This window comes from Ignavibacteria bacterium (assembly GCA_017303675.1).
Classification (GTDB): domain Bacteria; phylum Bacteroidota; class Ignavibacteria; order Tepidaquicellales; family OLB5; genus OLB5.
In genome coordinates this window covers 150,339-167,684 of the sequence record JAFLBX010000002.1, presented here as the reverse complement: position 1 = coordinate 167,684, position 17,346 = coordinate 150,339, and the positions used below count along the sequence as shown (strand labels likewise).

Here is a 17,346-nt window from a genome sequence, read left to right as displayed (position 1 = left end):
CGCTGAGCCGGGGTGTGTAAGAAACATCACAATTGGAACAGATTGCAGAATATTTTGTTTTAAATAACAGGATTAAAAAATTATAAAGATATAGTAAAGATCGAAAATTGAGATTCCCGCCTTCGCCCTAAAGGGGTTAACAGGGAATAGAAAATTATGGCAGATATACAACAGGTTAGAAGCAAAGATTTAACAGTATTGGAAAAAACATATCTTCCGCAAATAGTTGGCGGGCTTTGGCTGACATTTAAAAATATGTTCAAGCCTAAGGTCACAAGACAGTACCCGGAAGAAAAATGGACTCCGCCAACAGCTTTCCGCGGCAGACCGGTGCTTGTAAAAGCAGAGAACGGCATTGAAAGATGCGTTGCATGCGGATTATGCTCAAGGGTATGCCCCGCTTTGGCAATTGAAGTACAGGCAAACGAAGTACCGACTTTAGAGAAGGAAAGATACCCTGAGAAATTCGAAATAAATATGCTTCGCTGCATATTCTGCGGATTCTGCGAGGAAGTTTGCCCCGAAGAAGCTATTGTTATGAGTGATGAATACGTTCTTTCATTCACTTCACAGGAAGAAGCAATATTCGGCAAAGATAAGCTTCTTATGAGCGAACGCCGCTTAAAGAAGAGATTAGAATTTTTACATGATAATGTATGAGTAAAAGCTTACTAATTTCAGCTCTCTTAATATTATTATTCAACGGCACTAAAACACTTTCAGGTGATAATAATTTATTTTTGCCTGAAGGCGATGAAACAACAACAGAAGTAACAGATTCCACAGACGCGCTTACAGTATTTTCTGCGAAGATAAAAGATAAAACTGTTTATATTAACTGGCGCGTACTTAATCCGAAAAGCATTTCATATTATGAAGTGTACAGGCTTGATCCAAAGAAAAAGGATTATAAAAAAGTAAGCGATGACAGGATATCAAAGGATGATTACTTTGAAAAAGCTGCTAATGAGCAAAACGGTATTGTTTATATGTATGACTATGAAGATGAACCGGAAAGAGACGGAGTTTATTTTTACAAGCTTAAAGGATTTGGAACAAACGGGCAGGTAATATTTGAAGCTGATGAGCTTAAAATTGGTATCACAGGTATAAAGAACTTTAAGGTTGAGCAGAACACACCAAACCCGTTCAATCCGACTACAAATATTTCATACGAGCTTTTTGACGCTTCATATGTAAAACTTAAGGTATTTGATCTGATTGGCAAGGAAATTGCCACACTTGTTGATGCCAGCCAGCAGAAAGGCACTTATACAGTTACATTTGACGCTTCGAAGTATGCGAATCTGACAAGCGGTATTTATTTCTATAAGCTTGAAACTGAGAGGTATTCAGAAGTTAAGAAGATGATATTGACTAAGTAAGAGTTAATGTTATACCGGATTTTTAAAGGCAGGTTATTGACCTGCCTTTTTTATTGTTTATTATAAGATTTAAATGGTTTCCTGAAAAGGGTATTTTTGATTTCAGGAGGAACATACCACCCCTCGATAAATTTCCTGCCGGAAATTTATCTCTTCCCCTCCTAAAAACAGGAGGGGAGCATTTGCTGAATGAAAAATACATCATAACACACCCCGCTTCGCATGCGCTCAGCACCCCTCTCAAGAGGGGAATATGTATTATAAAAGCAAACTAATAACAGGTTATTTTACTTTCAGTTCGAATTCTTTTTCGATCTCATCGCCTTTGCGGAGAATTTTAAGCTTAATTTTATCGCCGATGTTCATATCGAGGATGAGGCCCCAGAAATCAGCATCGCTTGCAATTTTTTCACCGTTCACCGAAAGGATTATATCTTCAGGCAGGATGCCTTCTTTGGCAGCAGCGCTGCCCTGCTCAATATTTACAACAATTGCACCCTGAACATTATTGAGCTTAAAGTATTGAGCAATGTTCTTATCAACTGTTTGCAGCCTTAGGCCAATATCATAATTACGTTCTATCTTACCGTCTTTTTTGATCTTATCAACAATAGCTTTTACTTTATTCATAGGTATGGCAAAACCAAGACCGATATTGCCGCCGGCCATTGAGTTACCTGTATATATCAGCGTATTCATACCGATAACTTCGCCTATGCTGTTTACCAGCGGTCCCCCGCTGTTACCTGAATTAATAGCGGCATCGGTCTGTATCATATTGCGGTAAAACCTGTTCTCACCGGAATTAAGCTTCATTCCCATAGCGCTTACTACACCGACTGTTACAGTAGGCTTCTGGTTCACTTCGAATAGTCCAAACGGATTCCCGAGTGCTACAACCCACTCGCCAATGATCACATCATCACTGTTGCCAAGCTTAATAAAAGGCAGGCCTGTTCGGTTGATCTTAAGTACTGCAATATCACTGTAGGAATCTTTGCCGATAATTTCAGCATCAAGATGTTCTCCGTTTGTCATGGATACAACAACTTTTGTCGCATTGCCAACAACATGGTCATTGGTGATTATATAACCATCATCAGAGATAAGAAAACCGGAGCCGAGTCCCTGAACTTCCTGCTTATAGGAGCGATCGCCGAAAAACTGCCTGAAAAACGGGTCATCGGCAAAAGGGTCACGGTATTCACGCACTTCGGTTACGCTTATACCTACAACTGCTTTTGAAACATCGCTAACAGTACGTGTGATAGCATTTTCGCGGGAATCGGTAATGTTCTGTATCACACGTTCCCTTGAAATGTTTTCACCTGCTTTAAGCTCGGTAGCTTCGCTACGTTTGAATACAAAGTGCCCGAAAATAAAGCCTGATGCAAGTACGGCAACAAATGCCAGGGAGAAAATCAAAAATTTCGATCTGTTCATAATAATAAGATATGTAAACTTAAAATATTATTAAAAAAAAATTTATTGTAAGATTGCCGATAGATTTCCCTTCGACAGGCTCAGGGTGAGATGATTACCTGCATCCCGAGCATATTCTGCTTTAAATAATAAAACCGTTTAAGAGCCATAAAAATTCTAAAAATTTTTACCTGTATTTATAACAGTTACAGCATCTTAAACGGTTCTTATAGAAACCGATGAATTATTTTTTTCTTTTTATGGCTCTTTTTACAGCTTCTACTATGTGACGGTTTGAAATGCCGTATTTTTCATAAAGCTCTGCTGCTTTGCCAGACTCACCAAAGGTATCACTTGCGCCTATGAATTCAACCGGCGCAGGGTATTCCTGCGCGAGAACTTCGGCAACAGCTCCGCCGAGTCCCCCGATCTTCTGGTGGTCTTCACAGGTAACAATGCATCCGGTATCCTTAGCAGCTTTGATTATAGCATCACGGTCAATCGGCTTAATTGTATGCATATTAATAAGCCTGCATGATATCTTTTCTGCTGCCAAAGCTTCCAGTGCCATCATACTTTCCCATACCATTAATCCGCTTGCAATTATTGTACAGTCACTGCCTTCATAAAGCGTATCAGCTTTACCGAATGTGAACGGAGCTTTGGGGTTTGTGTAGTTGGGAGAATTATCCCTGTAAAACCTAATATAAAACGGCTTATCTGATTTTGAACATTCAATTATTGCCCTGTATGTCTGGTTATAATCAACAGGTGTAACCACAGTCATATGCGGAAGTATTCTCATTATGCCAACATCTTCGAGTGACTGGTGCGTAGCACCGTCGGGTCCGACAGTAAAACCGCAGTGTGATGCGCAGATCTTAACATTCATTTCACTGTAAGCAATTGACTGTCTTATCTGGTCAAACGGTCTGCCTGTTGCAAATTCACCATAAGTTGAAGCGAACGGAATTTTTCCGACTAGCGCGAGTCCGGCGGCGGTACCCATCATATCCTGTTCAGCAATTCCCACAGAAAAGAACCTGTCCGGGTAAGCATCACGGAACATATCAGTTCTTACTGAGCCGCTTACATCACCGCCCAATACAACTACATCAGGGTTTGTTTTACCCAGGTCAACCAATGCATCGCCAAAACCGCGGCGGGTCTCTTTAAGCTCAGGATTTTTAAGGTCTAAATTTTCAATTAAATAATTTTCGAATTTATGTATGTAGTTCATAATTTTTTATTGACAGTCTTTTACGATTTGTTTGGTTTTAAAAAGCGGTTTTTTATCAGTTTTAGGTATCTTAACAAGAGTGAACGGTCTTGTAAGTGCCTGGGTGGTCATACAATTTGGACCCGGTGTTGATTCAATTATATTAATATGAATATTCTTTGAACTTTCATTAATGCTATCAATACTTACCATATAACCGCCGTTGCTTCTTTCACCAATAAAAACCGCAACAACGCTGTTTTTATTGAAATCAACAACCGGTATTCTTGGCATCTGATCGAGATTTTTATAAACTTCGCTCATTAATGACTGGTACTGATCGTTCGTGGTGATAAGCATTTCACGCTTATCTTCAACAGCTGAATAGGTACCATCAAGTACAATTTCCAGAGGCAGCTTTGTATTATCACTTCCGGAGTTTGAACAACCTGAGATGATAAATGCAGCTATTAATACCGGTAAAATCAAAAAAATTGTTTTCATGATATTTTCCGTTTATTTTCCATTATAATAATCAACAAAATCACCGAATTTTGTTGCAGGAAGCTCACCTAAAGCAATCTTGCCCTGTTCATCATTTGGCGGAACGCCGTGCCATTTATAGTTATCTTCCATGAATGAAACTCCCCTGCCCATTTTAGTATAAGCAATGATGCATGAAGGCTTGCCTTTCACTTTTTTTACGGCATCAATGGTATCGAGTATTTCCTTCATATTATGCCCGTCAATTTCAAACACTTCAAATCCAAACGCCTTCCATTTATCAGCCACAGGCTCAAGCTTCAGCACATTTTCAGTGCGGTTATCTATCTGGCAATGGTTACGGTCAACAATAACGGTCAGGTTATCGGTTTTATGATGGTCTGCAGTCATAGCAGCTTCCCATATCTGTCCTTCGCCAAGCTCACCATCGCCGCAAATGCAGTAAACATGGTTTGGCTTATTGGAAAGCTTTAAGCCAAGTGCAGCCCCAACAGCGATTGAAAGACCCTGTCCAAGAGCTCCTGATGCAATTTCAACGCCCGGCACACCGTGAGTTTTAAGCGGAGCAGGGTGACCCTGCAGCCTTCCGTTCACTTTTCTTAGTGTTGTCAATTCATCTATCGGGAAAAAGCCTCTTCTTGAAAGTGTTGAATACCATACCGGCGCAACATGACCAATTGAAAGAAAAACATAGTCTCTTTCATCATTGTACGGATCTTCAGGCAGCAGACTAAGCTTATTGAAATACAGCGCAGAAAAAATATCTGCAAGCCCCAGCGGACCGCCGGAATGGCCTGACTTGGAAATAAGAAGCATATTAATGATATCTCTTCTTATTTGTCTTGCCATTTCATTCAGATCATCAACATCGGTAAAAACAGGGTTCTTTAAGTTTGGAAACATATTGAATGTTTTATATAGTTAAATGAATTAATTTTTTTCTTTTTTAAATACTTCAGTGTGGCGTGAAAGGATAATAACTGTAATTATAATTGAATATACCGTAAAATAGTTCAGTGAAAAACCGGCAGCCCCGCTGTTAACTACAAATGCAGGCACCAGGTTTATTATCAGTACATAAACAGGAAGAGAAAACGTTGCTATTGTATTTGCTATCAGCACTTTTCTTTTGATAAGAAAAACTACAAGCCAAACAATACACCATCCCAGGAAAATGAAATAGTTAACGATCAGAAATATTCCTGCTCCGGTTGCCAGTCCCCTGCCGCCTTTGAACTTTAGCCAGACCGGGTAGTTATGTCCAAGTATTAACGATGCAGCCCCAAGCATAACTGACTGGTAGGTGAACGGAAATACGAACATCATAAGGTAAACCGGTAAAACACCTTTTAAAATATCAATTATCAGAACTGCAATGCCTATTGATTTTGACTTTGATACAGTAAAAGAGTTCAGTGTACCAACATTTCCTGAGCCTTCTTTTGTGAGGTCTTTATTTGATTTTAACTTGACCAGTATATAAGCTGTAGGAAATGAACCGATAATATAACAAAGAACAAAAATAACCAGGTTATTTACAGAAAATAGACTTTCCACTTTAGAACTGGTCGAGAAATCTTACATCATTCTGGTAAAGAATGCGTATATCTTTAATTCCGTATTTCATCATAGTAAGGCGCTCCATACCCATACCGAATGCATATCCTGTGTATTCTTCCGGGTCTATATTTACAGCTTTAAAAACATTGGGGTCTACCATACCGCAGCCGCCGACCTCGAGCCAGCCGGTATCCTTACAGGTTTTGCAGCCTTTGCCTTCGCAGATAAAACATGAAATATCTATCTGCCCGGAGGGCTCTGTAAACGGGAAAAAGCTGGGGATAAAACGAATTTTGGTATTTTCACCATAGAACTTTTTGAAGAAGTAAGCAAGAACACTTTTCAGGTCTTTCATGCTTACATTTTTATCAACAAACAGCCCTTCAAGCTGGTGGAACATGAAATAATTTTTATAAGTAACAGTTTCATTCCTGTAAACTTTCCCCGGGCTTATGATCCTAAGCGGTGGTTTATTCTGAAGCATTATTCTTATCTGCACGGGTGATGTATGTGTGCGCAGAACATACTTCTTTTCTTTATCGGTTGGGTGCTGCACGTAAAATGTATCCTGCATATCCCTTGCCGGGTGGTGAGCAGGTGTATTCAAAGCGTCGAAGTTATAGAACTCTTCTTCAAGCTCAGGTCCATCAGTTACTTTAAATCCTATCTCACGGAATATCTTTACCATTTCCGCAAGTGTCTGTGAAATGAGATGCTCCCTGCCGATGCTGTATGAAGCTGCAGGCAGAGTAAGATCTATATTTTCTTTTTTAGAGCCTGAATCTTCAAGCTGTACTTTAAAAGTGTTGTACTTATTTTCAGCAAGTTTTTTAACTTCATTCAGCTTTTTGCCAACAGCAGGTTTTTCTTCACGGCTTACATTTTTCAGCTCTTCAAACAGGCTTGTTAAAAGTCCGTTGCGTGAAATGAACTTAAGACGGTAGCTTTCAAGCTCATCAGCATTACTGATAGAAAATGAATTTATTTCCTGCTCTATTTCAGAAAGATTTGTCAGCATAATTGGCTCAACAATAAAACATTATGAATTCAGTTATATGAACGGGATCCGTATTTACGGGAAATACCGGTACCCTGGATTTGATTCTTTGCTGTTTACAAAAATGATCTAAGATCAGCTCATAGCAAATTTAACAACCTCTGAAAACGCTGCCGGGTTATCATAAGCAAGCTGAGCAAGAACTTTCCTGTTGATATCGATATTCTTTTTATTAAGAGCGCCGATAAGCTTTGAATATGTTGTATTATTATCCCTTGCTGCAGCATTTATCCTTACTGTCCAGATATTACGCATAACCCTTTTTTTAAGCTTTCTGCCTGAGTATGCATGCTGACCAGCTTTTTCTACGCTGTGTTTTGCAACTGTTGTTACTTTACTTCTTCTTCCCCAGTAGCCTTTCGCTTTGGCAAGCATTCTTTTGCGTCTTTTCCTTGAAGCTACTGCATTTACTGAACGCGGCATATAATTATATCTCCTGTGTTATATTATTTTTTTATTTAATGTTAATTAAGCAAGAAGCATTCTTCTTACACGTTTTGCATCAGCCTCTGAAACCAGGGCATCATGTCTTAGCTGCCTGATCCTCTTTGCGGATTTTTTGGTAAGTATGTGTCTTTTTAATGAATGTTTTCTTTTTACTTTTCCGGTAGCAGTAACCTTAAATGATTTTGCTGCACCGCGGTTTGATTTCATTTTTGGCATTTAAATACCTTGCTTTCTGTAATTATTTATTTGCTTTATTTATTATTTATTTTACTGTTTCTTCAGCCGCAGGTAATTCGGCTGGCTTGCCCTTTTCAAGGCTCTTTTTATATTCATCTATCTTTTTCTTATCAGGAATAAGCATAACGGTCAAATAACGGCCTTCCATTTTTGGCGGCTGTTCAATTTTGCCAACTACGGTAAGCTTCTCCAGTATTTCATCCATAAGCTTTCTGCCGATATCCTGGTGAACCATCATTCTTCCGATAAAAATAATGGTTGCTTTAACCTTGTGGCCCTGAACGAGGAATTCCACAAGATGGCGGCATTTGAACTCCATATCATGTGTATCAGTATTAGGATGAAAACGTATTTCTTTAAGCTGGGTTGAGCTTTTGCTCTTTTTCTGCTCTTTTTCCTTTTTCTGCTTTTCGTAGTTGTATTTGCCAAAATCACCTATTTTACATACTGGCGGTTTGGCATTTGGTGATACTTCGATCAGGTCAAGATCTTTCGATCTTGCCATCTTAAGGGCTTCCTGAGTAGTTTTGATCCCGGCCTGGTCGCCGTTCTCATCAATAACCCTTACTTCGGGAACACGGATCTGTTCATTGATGCGTGTCTTTATCTTTTTTTCCTTGATAAAATTACTCCTTTAATTATTAATGGAAAATTTTTATAAATTTATTTTTTTGGAATCTCTTTCTTCTATGAGCTCACCAATAAATGCATCAAGCTCAAACTTGCCAAGATCACCTTTTTTATGTGCGCGAACGGTAATATTACCCGCCTGCATTTCCTTATCGCCAAGCACTATCATATACGGGACCTTTTTAGTTTCCCAGTCGCGTATTTTATAGCCAACTTTTTCGCTTCTGTCATCAAGCTCTGTTCTGAACTTTGCAGCTTTTAATTTAGCATTAATTTCCTTAGCATACTCTAACTGGTTGTCAGTAATCGGGACAACTGCCGCCTGTACAGGCGCCAGCCATAGCGGGAAATTACCCGCATAATGCTCAATTAATACTCCCACAAATCTTTCCATAGAGCCGAAAGGAGCCCTGTGAATAACAACCGGTCTGTGTTTTGCTCCGTCACTTCCTATGTAATTCATGTCGAACCTTTCCGGCTGAACGTAATCAACCTGAACTGTTCCAAGCTGCCACTTTCTGTTAAGCGCATCTTTAACAATAAAATCGATCTTGGGTCCGTAGAAAGTTGCTTCGCCGATACCAACGGTACAAACAAGCTTCATTCTTTCAGCTGCTTCAGAAACATCTTTCTGCGCTTTTTCCCATAACTCATCATTGCCGCCGTATTTATCCTTATTTTCCGGGTCACGAAATGAAAGCCTTGCCTGAATATCATTCAATCCGAGTGACCTTGAAACATATTGTGTCAGATCGATAACATCACAAAGCTCATCCATTAACTGGTCCTGCCGGCAGAAAATATGCGAATCATCCTGTGTAAATCCCCTGACCCTTAATAAACCGTTGAGCTCACCGGATTGTTCAAACCTGTATACAGTACCGAATTCAGCCAGCTTTACGGGAAGCTCCCTGTAGCTGTGCGGCTTATGGTTATATATCTGGAAATGGTGCGGACAGTTCATAGGTTTCAGAAGATACTGTTCTTTTTTCCCGGTTTCATCTGTAAAATCAATTGGCGGATACTGGGAATCCTTATAATACGGATAGTGCCCGGAGGTTTTATACATTTCTATATTTCCAATATGCGGAGTGTAAACAACCTGGTAACCTCTTCTAACCTGTTCATTTTTAAGAAAAGCTTCGAGTTCCTGTCTAACCAGCGCACCTTTAGGCAGCCATATAGGCAGCCCGCCGCCAACGTTTGGAGAAAGCATAAATAATTCAAGCTCTGCACCAAGTTTTCTGTGGTCACGTTTTTTGGCTTCTTCAAGGAAATTAAGGTAATCATCAAGCTCTTTCTTTTTGGGGAAAGAAATACCGTATATTCTCTGAAGCTGCTGACGGTCTGAATCACCGCGCCAGTATGAACCCGAAACACTTAAGAGCTTAACATTTTTAAGCTTTGCAGTTGTGGGCATATGGGGACCGCGGCATAGATCTGTAAATCCACCCTGGTGATACAAAGAAACATACTCTTCGTTCTTAGCGATATCTTCGAGTATTTCTACTTTATAAGGATCGATGCGTTTTGACTTAAAATAAGCAATAGCATCTTCACGCTTTAACTCTTCGCGCTGAGTAAAAAGATCACGTTTGGCGATCTCGAGCATCTTATCTTCGATCTTCTTCAGGTCTTCTTCTGTGAACTTGTGTTCGGAGTCAACATCATAATAGAATCCGTTTTCAATAGGCGGTCCAACCCCGAACTTTGCGCCGGGGAAAAGCTCTTCGATAGCCTGAGCCATTATATGGCTCGTGGTATGCCAATAGACTTTCCTGCCTTCATCATCACCAAATTTGTAGAACTTTACTGAAGAATCTTCGTTTATTGGCTTAACAAGATCAACTAATTTCCCGTTAACTTCGGCAACAAGTACATCTTCTGCAAGTCCTTTGCTTATTGACTTCGCAATATCAAGCGATGAAGTTCCTTTTGGGAATTCTTTCGAATTCCCGTCAGGAAAAGTAATTTTAATATTTTCGTTATTGCTCAATTGTATTTAAAACTATTTTTTAAAACCGTTAAAACGGTTTATACATTTTAATTTGCTTCATTATCCCTGACTAATGTCATGAGCAGCAATTCTATTGTAACTTTACTAACTGCGAATGAGACTCTTCGTTTCACTCAGGGTTTGATAAATTATTTTAACTGGTAATACCTTCTGATAATATCTATTTCTTTCTGGATAGCGCCTCTGCCTACTGATGAATGTATAAAATCATCATAGATATACTGATTATCCAGATTATAATCATCATTTTTTATATTCACTTCCATATATGTTAACGCTTCACGTTCATCAGATTTCATAAACTCAGTTGTTGAAGATGCTGTATCTGATTTTGCCCTGATATCAGCTTTGAGGAAGTTCATAAGATACGAAACCTGCTTTATAACCTGTTCATTAAGATAAACACCGGTTTTTCTGCCCATAACCATATCTTCGCTGATAATTTCGTTACATCTTGCGATGAGACCTTCGCGTTTATTTTCATCGATCTTTGACATATTTATAATGTCATTGAACAATGCTTTAACTTTATTAAAATATGATTCATTCTGAACTATCTTAACATCATACAGCTTAGTTACAGTAAAATTCCACTGGTCTGTTGTTTTGCTTGAAAGCTTTGATTCAACTTTTTTCTGTCCCTGCAGAAGTATGTTGGTTCCGATTGATTTATCGGGGTTCTCAGGCACTGCGTAACTGACCTCTGTAGGATTACCGAGATAAAAAATTCCTGCTCTTGTTGATACATTCCTTTGTAGAACTTCTGCGCTTGTTAAAAGGCTTGTATTGGCCTTGTTGATATCTGTTGAAGTTGCTAGATATTTATTGGCAAGCTCCATAGCGCCGTACATTGATGAGCTGCAGTATACATAAGAAGTGCTCATCTGGTTCATCATTGCTTCATCGCCGGCGCTCAGGTTCGAGTAGCCTTCCATTTTAATTGTTATCTGTCCCCCGTTATTGGGTATATTGAACAGTGCCGGGATAAGTATTATGTTATTTTTCTTTGCTGTGAAAGAAACTGCCCAGTAATCATCATTGAAATTCTTCATGTTGTTGTAAAGCAGGTCATCTTTGTAGAAGAATTTGATTATCTTTTCGGGTCCGATTGTTATAGTTACGACTACCAAAAAATTATGCTCTTTGAACTCATCATCATTGGTATTAAGCACCAGATCATTAAAAGTAATTGTAAAAGGATCGTAGATACTTATAATATCCTTAGGAGAATAAATCTGTGAAAACAGGGTTGATGAAAACATAAACAAAAAAACTAAAACCGCTGATTTGATAATTTTATTCATTTTAATTTTATTAAATTATTAATTATCCCCAATACTTTTTTTGATACAAACTAAATAACTTGTTAGCTATATACCCATTTTAACGGGACGAGAAATGCTGTGTTACAGATTTGGATTAACCGTAAATTTTGTATTATTGAAATATCGCTTGTGGGCGATACTGGATTCGAACCGGTGACCTCCACGATGTCAACGTGGCGCTCTAACCAACTGAGCTAACCGCCCTGTACAAATTACAATTAACAATGATCAATTATCAACAAAAACTTGATAATCAGCTTACATTTATATTAAATTGGATATTTTGGTATAACTAAAATTATGCGAAAACTTCAAAAACTATCCTGACTTTGAAAATGAAACGAAACTGAAGCATTCAGTCCGGAACGGATTTAGCAGCCAGGCGGGCTAAAATAGTTCATTATTAGACTACAAATTTAATGAAAAAATGGGAGAATTTCAAGGAAAGGGAAAGTAAAGAACAATTTGGCAAGAACGAAGTAACGAAGCAATCTCAACTTAAAAACTGCTTTAGAATGAGATTGCTTCGCTTCGCTCGCAAAATATCTCTTGTTTACTTAATTCCTGTGTTTTTGAAAATATAATCTATATTTTTAAATACCTTTTTGGGGTCAAAAATATCTTCAATTTGAGCTTTTTTGACTTTTTTAGCTATCAGCTTGTCATTTTCAAGCAGGTCGCGGAACTCCTCGCCTGTTTTCCATGACCACATGGCATTATCCTGAACGGCTTTGTAAGCCTGCTCGCGGGTTAAACCCGCTTCAACCAGCTTTAACAAAGCCCGCTGAGAGTATATAAGTCCGTGAGTACGGTTGAGGTTCTTAGCTATATTTTCTTTGTTAACAACCAGCCCGTCTATCACTTCGATCATTTTCACAAGCATGTAATAAAGCAGCATAGTGCTGTCGGGGATAATCATTCGCTCAACGCTTGAGTGTGATATATCACGCTCATGCCAAAGGTTCACATTTTCCATGGCAGCAATGGAATTGCTGCGGATAACTCTAGCCAGCCCGGCAATTCGCTCGCATATAACCGGATTCTTCTTATGCGGCATTGCTGAAGAGCCTTTCTGTCCTTTTGTGAACGGTTCTTCAAGCTCCAGCACTTCAGTTTTCTGCTGGTGGCGAATCTCTGTGGAAAATTTTTCAAGTGATGATGCTATTATTGCAAGTGTTGCCATATAATCAGCATGTATATCACGCTGGATTATTTGCGTTGCAGCATTAGCCGGCTTTAAGCCAAGCTTTCTGCATACGTAGCGCTCAACAAACGGATTCAGATGTTCATACGTACCTACCGCTCCTGATATTTTACCAACAGATACAGTTTTAACAGCGGTCTTTAATCTTGTAATATCTCGGTTAACTTCATCATACCACAGTGCGAATTTAAGTCCAAGCGTAACCGCTTCGGCGTGCACGCCGTGGGTTCTGCCAACCATCGGAAGGTATTTATATTTTTTGGCTTTGGAAGCAAGCACTGCCTTCAGCTTTACAAGCTGTTTCAGAATAAGCTCACCGGCTTCCTTCATCTGCACTGAAAGTGCAGTATCGAGCACGTCTGAGCTTGTCATACCGTAATGAATAAAACGGGATTCCGGCCCAACAAAGCTGCCTACATTAGTAAGGAAAGCAATTACATCATGCTTAACAACAGCTTCAATTTCATTTATTTTTTTTACGTTGAATTTAGCTTTGGAGCGGATCTTTTTTAAAGCAGATGCCGGTACTATACCCAGCTTATTATTTGCTTCAGATGCGAAAATCTCTATTTTAAGCCAGATGGAAAATTTGTTCTCTTCAGACCAGATTTTTCCAATTTCGGGGAGAGTATATCTTTCTATCATTTACAAATTTAAATATTTAATTAAAATAATTATAGTCACATAGCAGGTTATTTTTCAGTATAAATTCCAACATAGGGGAAACGGGCTCAACTCAACTGATGACTTGAAATCATCCGATGTGATTGAAATACAAAATGAGATCCTTCACTACGTTCAGGATAATAAAAAAGCCCCGGCTAACAATCCGGGGCGACGTGAAAACAGGCTTTAAGTGGGGAAAGAATATGTTTAATTGCCTGCGTTTTCAAACTCGATTGGAAATACTTCCTTTTCATCCTGAACCAGTTTTTCTTCATCTATCCTGTAGCCTGTAAAATACCAGTTATTATCATCGCGGTTGGTAACGTAACATTTGCCTTCTTTTACAAGGAAGGAAACTTCCAGAGAAATTTCGTAATATTTGTAGTTTTGCTTTTTAACAAGCTTGTAAGTTTTATTCGCAATATTTTCGAAGAAATATACATCAACTGTATTTTTAGGAGTTTTCTTGGTATCCCTGATTGCGATAACAAGGTCATTTTCACCATCAAAGGAAAAATCACCGTTGGCGTAGCCGGTTACCTTAATTTTTAAAGGGAGCATATAGCTCAGCTCATCAAGCTGCTGCTCGTTAATGGATTCAGACATCATTCCCATAAAGTCTTCAAAGTCCATTTCATCCTGGGCTGATAAGCGGGTATTTGAAATAAAGAAGAGACCGAAAATGAGGGCAAGCAGAATTATTTTTGAATGTTTCATTGTGCTATAATTAAAATTTTAAGAACTTCTTTTTTTTAACGATAATCTGCGGAGAGGGTGGGATTCGAACCCACGGTAGCGTTGCCGCTACACCGGTTTTCGAGACCGACCGATTCAACCACTCTCGCACCTCTCCATAAACAGAAATACCCTTAAAGTAATGGAGAAGCTCTTCAAATATAATTATATTTATTAGTGTTGTCAAGAGCCAAACACTTAAAGTGCTACTTTAACTGTTTTTTAACACTGAATGTCTTTATGAGGTTTATTGATTGTTTGCCTAAAAGAACACTGTAAAGTATTAAAATACTTATAATTTCAATTAAAACTATGTAAATATAGCTTATTTTGAAGAAATGGGGTATGTAAATATTAATAACATAAAGTAAAAGAGTTATAGTTGCAGCTTTAAAAATAAAGCCCCATTCATAATTGATCCTGTAAATTTTCTGTGAAAAAATATACAGCACAATAAACATAATAAAATACGAAAGCATTGTTGCTATTGCGGCACCTGTGATTGAATATCGCGGAATAAGAATAAAGTTCAAAGCTATATTGCTGATACATCCCGCACCTGAGGAAATGATAAGGTATTTTATTTTATTCCGGAAAAATGAAGCTACATTCAGGTTCAGGTACAGTCCTGAAAATAAATAAGCAAGCAGTATGTAGGGAATAATTACAAGCCCGCTCCAGTATTTATCATTAAGAAGCGTATACCCGGCGATATTAATTTTTACAAGGTCATCAGCAAGAAGAGAGAATAAAAGGAATACAACAAGTCCTCCATAGCAGAAATATGTGAATACTTTAGAAAATACTTCCTTGTTACCTTCTTCACCTTTCATGTTCATAAAGAAGGGGGTCCATGCCACTTTAAAGCCGGTAATGACCAGGTTCATAACGATACCAATGCGGTAACTTGCTGAATATATTCCGACTTCCGCAGAGCCTTTAAAATATTCAAGAATGAACCTGTCAATAAGATCAATTGAAATAAGAAATATACCGTAATAAAGAAACAGATGAGCATTCTTTAAAAGATCTTTAACGGTATCAGAACTTACAGTAAAGTTAAAATACTTTAATGAAGGGATAAGGGATATAATGAATAAAAATGTGTATGATACAAGATAGGAATAAAATATTGCTTCAATCCCCTGTTTATATACTACAATCAGAATTAAATTCACAGCAACATTAAGCACAACTGCAAGTGAATTAAGAAATGAATAAAGCTTGGAGCGTTGTATGCTGTTGATAAGTATCATCGGGAAGCGGTAAAGGGAATCTGCAACCAGTATAAATGCCAGCAGGCGAATCAGATAACCGTTGGAAGTGCTGCCTGTTATTTTAGAAGCTATAAAATCTGAAAGAAAATAAATGATAACACTGAATAACACTGAGGTAGAAAATATCAGTATTAATGTTGAACTGTATATTTTCTTTTTTAAACTGTCATCTTTGGCTTCCAGGAAAAGCTTCTGGAACGCCGTTTCCATTCCATACAAATAAAACACTGAAACAAAGAACCAGAATGAATATACAAGTGAAAATATTCCATATTCAGCCGGGGGAAAATACAGTGTATAGATAGGAAGGAGCAAGAAAGGGAGCAGGCGGTTGAACACGCTCCCGATAGTATAGATTATTGTATCTGAAAATATTTTATGTATTTGGGATGGCAATAAGACCTGTTTTAAATTGGGGCTAAAGCCCCTAATTATATTTCGTTTCACTTCACGACCTAAAGGTCGAGGCTATTCAAAACAATAACAATCAAATAATTCCGGCTTTTTGGTAATACTCAGTGAGTTTGCTGAATACTGAGCTATATGAATGATACTTATCGACCCATTTTCTTGATTCAGCCCGTTTAGTTTTGCGAAGCTCTTCGTTATCTATCAATTCGAGCAACCGTTCTGCAAGTGTATCTTTATTGGCTACAATAAACGGATTTTCAGGCAGCCAAGTATCCATTCCGCAATTCATATCGGTAATTGTCGGGAGTCCCATAGAAAGCGTCTCCAGTGAGTTTATTCCGTAACCGGTCCCTCCCCTGTTGCCAATCTGGTCAATAGCAATATGGCAGGTTTGTTTGATCTTAAGCAATTCTTCACGGGGCGTATTTTCAACCAGCAGAAATTCAATATCACGTGATTTCTGCACAATCTCAACTGCGGCAGAAATTTCTGCAGTTCCCTTAACAGTACGCTGCGTTGGTGAATGTATGACCCTTATCTTTTGCGAAGCTGACTCATTGTAAATATCATCAGGAATATAATCTATTGCGGAATTATCGAACGGGAAGAACAGGAAATTTATATCCGGGTGGCGTAAAGTGTGGTCATATTCAAATGTAAGGTTCAGGTCGCTTATCTCATCCATATCCCTTACAATGCCGCGGGTTCTAAGGTCATCGCCAAAATAGCAGTTTACGATCTTTTTACCCTTCATTTTAAAAGCTTTGGCAAGCTGTGAATCACTGAAAAAATCTATACCGCCATCAAAATGGATTATATCAAAAGTATCAGCTTTAATTTCATCAAGTGCTTTCAGAAATTTAGGCTTATTTCGGTTCTCGCGCAGCTTCATATAGGCTTTTTCAGCGGAATTCTTAGGCTCAAAATAAGGTAGGTGTGTCCACATATCAGCGCTGTTTTTTTTGATCTTTGTCTGCATGTTAGCCTGTTTGAACTCCCGCCATTTCATGGCTACTTTGCTTCTGGGAAGCGGAAGATTCAGGCAAACATCTTCAGGGAAGTCATACGGAATCTTGTAAAAGGTAAGCAGCCGGGCTGGCATTCCGAACATGCTCTGCATCTTTGTTACATTGAACGGCACGCCGGCAGTATTTTCAGGCGCGATATGAAGGACTGTTTTGTTACTCAAATTTATTCATTTACTTAAAAATAAATATAGTTAAACTGCAAAGGATTTAAAACGAAGAAAA

Annotated in this window: 18 protein-coding genes and 2 tRNA genes; 2 read left to right on the top strand and 18 right to left on the bottom strand. The window is 38.5% G+C overall.

Annotation, left to right across the window (positions count from 1 at the left end; translation table 11 throughout):
* Positions 1 to 156 precede the first annotated feature (156 nt).
* Positions 157 to 660, top strand: a complete 504-nt coding sequence (nuoI, locus tag J0M37_09980) for an NADH-quinone oxidoreductase subunit NuoI (protein ID MBN8585413.1) — start codon at positions 157 to 159, stop codon at positions 658 to 660.
* The gene (locus J0M37_09975) at positions 657 to 1,385 is read left to right on the top strand and encodes a T9SS type A sorting domain-containing protein (protein ID MBN8585412.1); all 729 of its coding nucleotides are present in this window, start codon (positions 657 to 659) and stop codon (positions 1,383 to 1,385) included. The genes nuoI and J0M37_09975 overlap by 4 nt, the downstream gene beginning before the upstream one ends.
* A 22-nt stretch (positions 1,386 to 1,407) precedes the next feature.
* Here the strand turns inward: J0M37_09975 and J0M37_09970 are convergent, their stop codons facing one another.
* From J0M37_09970 to J0M37_09885, 18 genes are all read right to left on the bottom strand, one after another.
* Positions 1,408 to 1,590 carry a hypothetical protein gene (locus J0M37_09970; protein ID MBN8585411.1) on the bottom strand — a complete coding sequence of 61 codons (183 nt, stop codon included), beginning with the start codon at positions 1,588 to 1,590 and terminating at the stop codon, positions 1,408 to 1,410.
* A 77-nt stretch (positions 1,591 to 1,667) separates the two neighbouring features.
* Positions 1,668 to 2,828: a trypsin-like peptidase domain-containing protein gene (locus tag J0M37_09965; GenBank protein MBN8585410.1), complete on the bottom strand. Its 1,161-nt coding sequence runs from the start codon at positions 2,826 to 2,828 to the stop codon at positions 1,668 to 1,670.
* A gap of 223 nt (positions 2,829 to 3,051) precedes the next feature.
* The gene (locus J0M37_09960) at positions 3,052 to 4,047 is read right to left on the bottom strand and encodes a transketolase family protein (protein MBN8585409.1); all 996 of its coding nucleotides are present in this window, start codon (positions 4,045 to 4,047) and stop codon (positions 3,052 to 3,054) included.
* 6 nt (positions 4,048 to 4,053) lie between these two features.
* Positions 4,054 to 4,530 (bottom strand): protease complex subunit PrcB family protein, encoded by a 477-nt coding sequence (locus tag J0M37_09955; GenBank protein ID MBN8585408.1) that lies wholly within the window; start codon positions 4,528 to 4,530, stop codon positions 4,054 to 4,056.
* Positions 4,531 to 4,542: 12 nt separating this feature from the next.
* Entirely contained in the window at positions 4,543 to 5,433 is an 891-nt protein-coding gene (locus tag J0M37_09950; GenBank protein MBN8585407.1) for a transketolase, read from the bottom strand.
* Between the two features lie 27 nt (positions 5,434 to 5,460).
* On the bottom strand, positions 5,461 to 6,087 hold the full coding sequence (locus J0M37_09945; protein MBN8585406.1) for a glycerol-3-phosphate acyltransferase: 627 nt from the start codon (positions 6,085 to 6,087) through the stop codon (positions 5,461 to 5,463).
* 1 nt (position 6,088) lies between these two features.
* Positions 6,089 to 7,108, bottom strand: a complete 1,020-nt coding sequence (pheS, locus tag J0M37_09940) for a phenylalanine--tRNA ligase subunit alpha (protein MBN8585405.1) — start codon at positions 7,106 to 7,108, stop codon at positions 6,089 to 6,091.
* Positions 7,109 to 7,222: 114 nt separating this feature from the next.
* The gene (gene rplT, locus J0M37_09935) at positions 7,223 to 7,570 is read right to left on the bottom strand and encodes a 50S ribosomal protein L20 (protein ID MBN8585404.1); all 348 of its coding nucleotides are present in this window, start codon (positions 7,568 to 7,570) and stop codon (positions 7,223 to 7,225) included.
* A 45-nt stretch (positions 7,571 to 7,615) separates the two neighbouring features.
* The gene (rpmI, locus tag J0M37_09930; GenBank protein ID MBN8585403.1) at positions 7,616 to 7,810 is read right to left on the bottom strand and encodes a 50S ribosomal protein L35; all 195 of its coding nucleotides are present in this window, start codon (positions 7,808 to 7,810) and stop codon (positions 7,616 to 7,618) included.
* Between the two features lie 46 nt (positions 7,811 to 7,856).
* Positions 7,857 to 8,453 carry a translation initiation factor IF-3 gene (infC, locus tag J0M37_09925; protein MBN8585402.1) on the bottom strand — a complete coding sequence of 199 codons (597 nt, stop codon included), beginning with the start codon at positions 8,451 to 8,453 and terminating at the stop codon, positions 7,857 to 7,859.
* 33 nt (positions 8,454 to 8,486) lie between these two features.
* Positions 8,487 to 10,457: a threonine--tRNA ligase gene (gene thrS, locus J0M37_09920; protein MBN8585401.1), complete on the bottom strand. Its 1,971-nt coding sequence runs from the start codon at positions 10,455 to 10,457 to the stop codon at positions 8,487 to 8,489.
* Positions 10,458 to 10,606: 149 nt separating this feature from the next.
* Positions 10,607 to 11,782: a hypothetical protein gene (locus J0M37_09915; GenBank protein MBN8585400.1), complete on the bottom strand. Its 1,176-nt coding sequence runs from the start codon at positions 11,780 to 11,782 to the stop codon at positions 10,607 to 10,609.
* A 151-nt stretch (positions 11,783 to 11,933) separates the two neighbouring features.
* Positions 11,934 to 12,007: transfer RNA gene (locus tag J0M37_09910), tRNA-Val, on the bottom strand.
* A 349-nt stretch (positions 12,008 to 12,356) separates the two neighbouring features.
* Positions 12,357 to 13,652, bottom strand: coding sequence for an adenylosuccinate lyase (locus tag J0M37_09905; GenBank protein ID MBN8585399.1), 1,296 nt, complete (start codon positions 13,650 to 13,652; stop codon positions 12,357 to 12,359).
* A gap of 228 nt (positions 13,653 to 13,880) precedes the next feature.
* Positions 13,881 to 14,390 (bottom strand): hypothetical protein, encoded by a 510-nt coding sequence (locus tag J0M37_09900; protein ID MBN8585398.1) that lies wholly within the window; start codon positions 14,388 to 14,390, stop codon positions 13,881 to 13,883.
* Between the two features lie 49 nt (positions 14,391 to 14,439).
* Positions 14,440 to 14,526: transfer RNA gene (locus tag J0M37_09895), tRNA-Ser, on the bottom strand.
* An 88-nt stretch (positions 14,527 to 14,614) separates the two neighbouring features.
* The gene (locus J0M37_09890) at positions 14,615 to 16,081 is read right to left on the bottom strand and encodes an oligosaccharide flippase family protein (GenBank protein MBN8585397.1); all 1,467 of its coding nucleotides are present in this window, start codon (positions 16,079 to 16,081) and stop codon (positions 14,615 to 14,617) included.
* Positions 16,082 to 16,172: 91 nt separating this feature from the next.
* Positions 16,173 to 17,285, bottom strand: coding sequence for a glycosyltransferase (locus tag J0M37_09885; GenBank protein MBN8585396.1), 1,113 nt, complete (start codon positions 17,283 to 17,285; stop codon positions 16,173 to 16,175).
* Positions 17,286 to 17,346: the final 61 nt, after the last annotated feature.

What these genes read in the sequence shown, in the direction of transcription:
- pheS (MBN8585405.1), bottom strand. Translation starts at nt 7,108, where the DNA reads ATGCTGACAAATCTTTCTGAAATAGAGCAGGAAATAAATTCATTTTCT.
- rplT (MBN8585404.1), bottom strand. Translation starts at nt 7,570, where the DNA reads ATGCCGCGTTCAGTAAATGCAGTAGCTTCAAGGAAAAGACGCAAAAGA.
- J0M37_09915 (MBN8585400.1), bottom strand. Translation starts at nt 11,782, where the DNA reads ATGAATAAAATTATCAAATCAGCGGTTTTAGTTTTTTTGTTTATGTTT.
- J0M37_09955 (MBN8585408.1), bottom strand. Translation starts at nt 4,530, where the DNA reads ATGAAAACAATTTTTTTGATTTTACCGGTATTAATAGCTGCATTTATC.
- J0M37_09960 (MBN8585409.1), bottom strand. Translation starts at nt 4,047, where the DNA reads ATGAACTACATACATAAATTCGAAAATTATTTAATTGAAAATTTAGAC.
- J0M37_09950 (MBN8585407.1), bottom strand. Translation starts at nt 5,433, where the DNA reads ATGTTTCCAAACTTAAAGAACCCTGTTTTTACCGATGTTGATGATCTG.
- J0M37_09905 (MBN8585399.1), bottom strand. Translation starts at nt 13,652, where the DNA reads ATGATAGAAAGATATACTCTCCCCGAAATTGGAAAAATCTGGTCTGAA.
- J0M37_09965 (MBN8585410.1), bottom strand. Translation starts at nt 2,828, where the DNA reads ATGAACAGATCGAAATTTTTGATTTTCTCCCTGGCATTTGTTGCCGTA.
- J0M37_09975 (MBN8585412.1), top strand. Translation starts at nt 657, where the DNA reads ATGAGTAAAAGCTTACTAATTTCAGCTCTCTTAATATTATTATTCAAC.
- J0M37_09970 (MBN8585411.1), bottom strand. Translation starts at nt 1,590, where the DNA reads ATGATGTATTTTTCATTCAGCAAATGCTCCCCTCCTGTTTTTAGGAGG.
- nuoI (MBN8585413.1), top strand. Translation starts at nt 157, where the DNA reads ATGGCAGATATACAACAGGTTAGAAGCAAAGATTTAACAGTATTGGAA.
- rpmI (MBN8585403.1), bottom strand. Translation starts at nt 7,810, where the DNA reads ATGCCAAAAATGAAATCAAACCGCGGTGCAGCAAAATCATTTAAGGTT.
- J0M37_09900 (MBN8585398.1), bottom strand. Translation starts at nt 14,390, where the DNA reads ATGAAACATTCAAAAATAATTCTGCTTGCCCTCATTTTCGGTCTCTTC.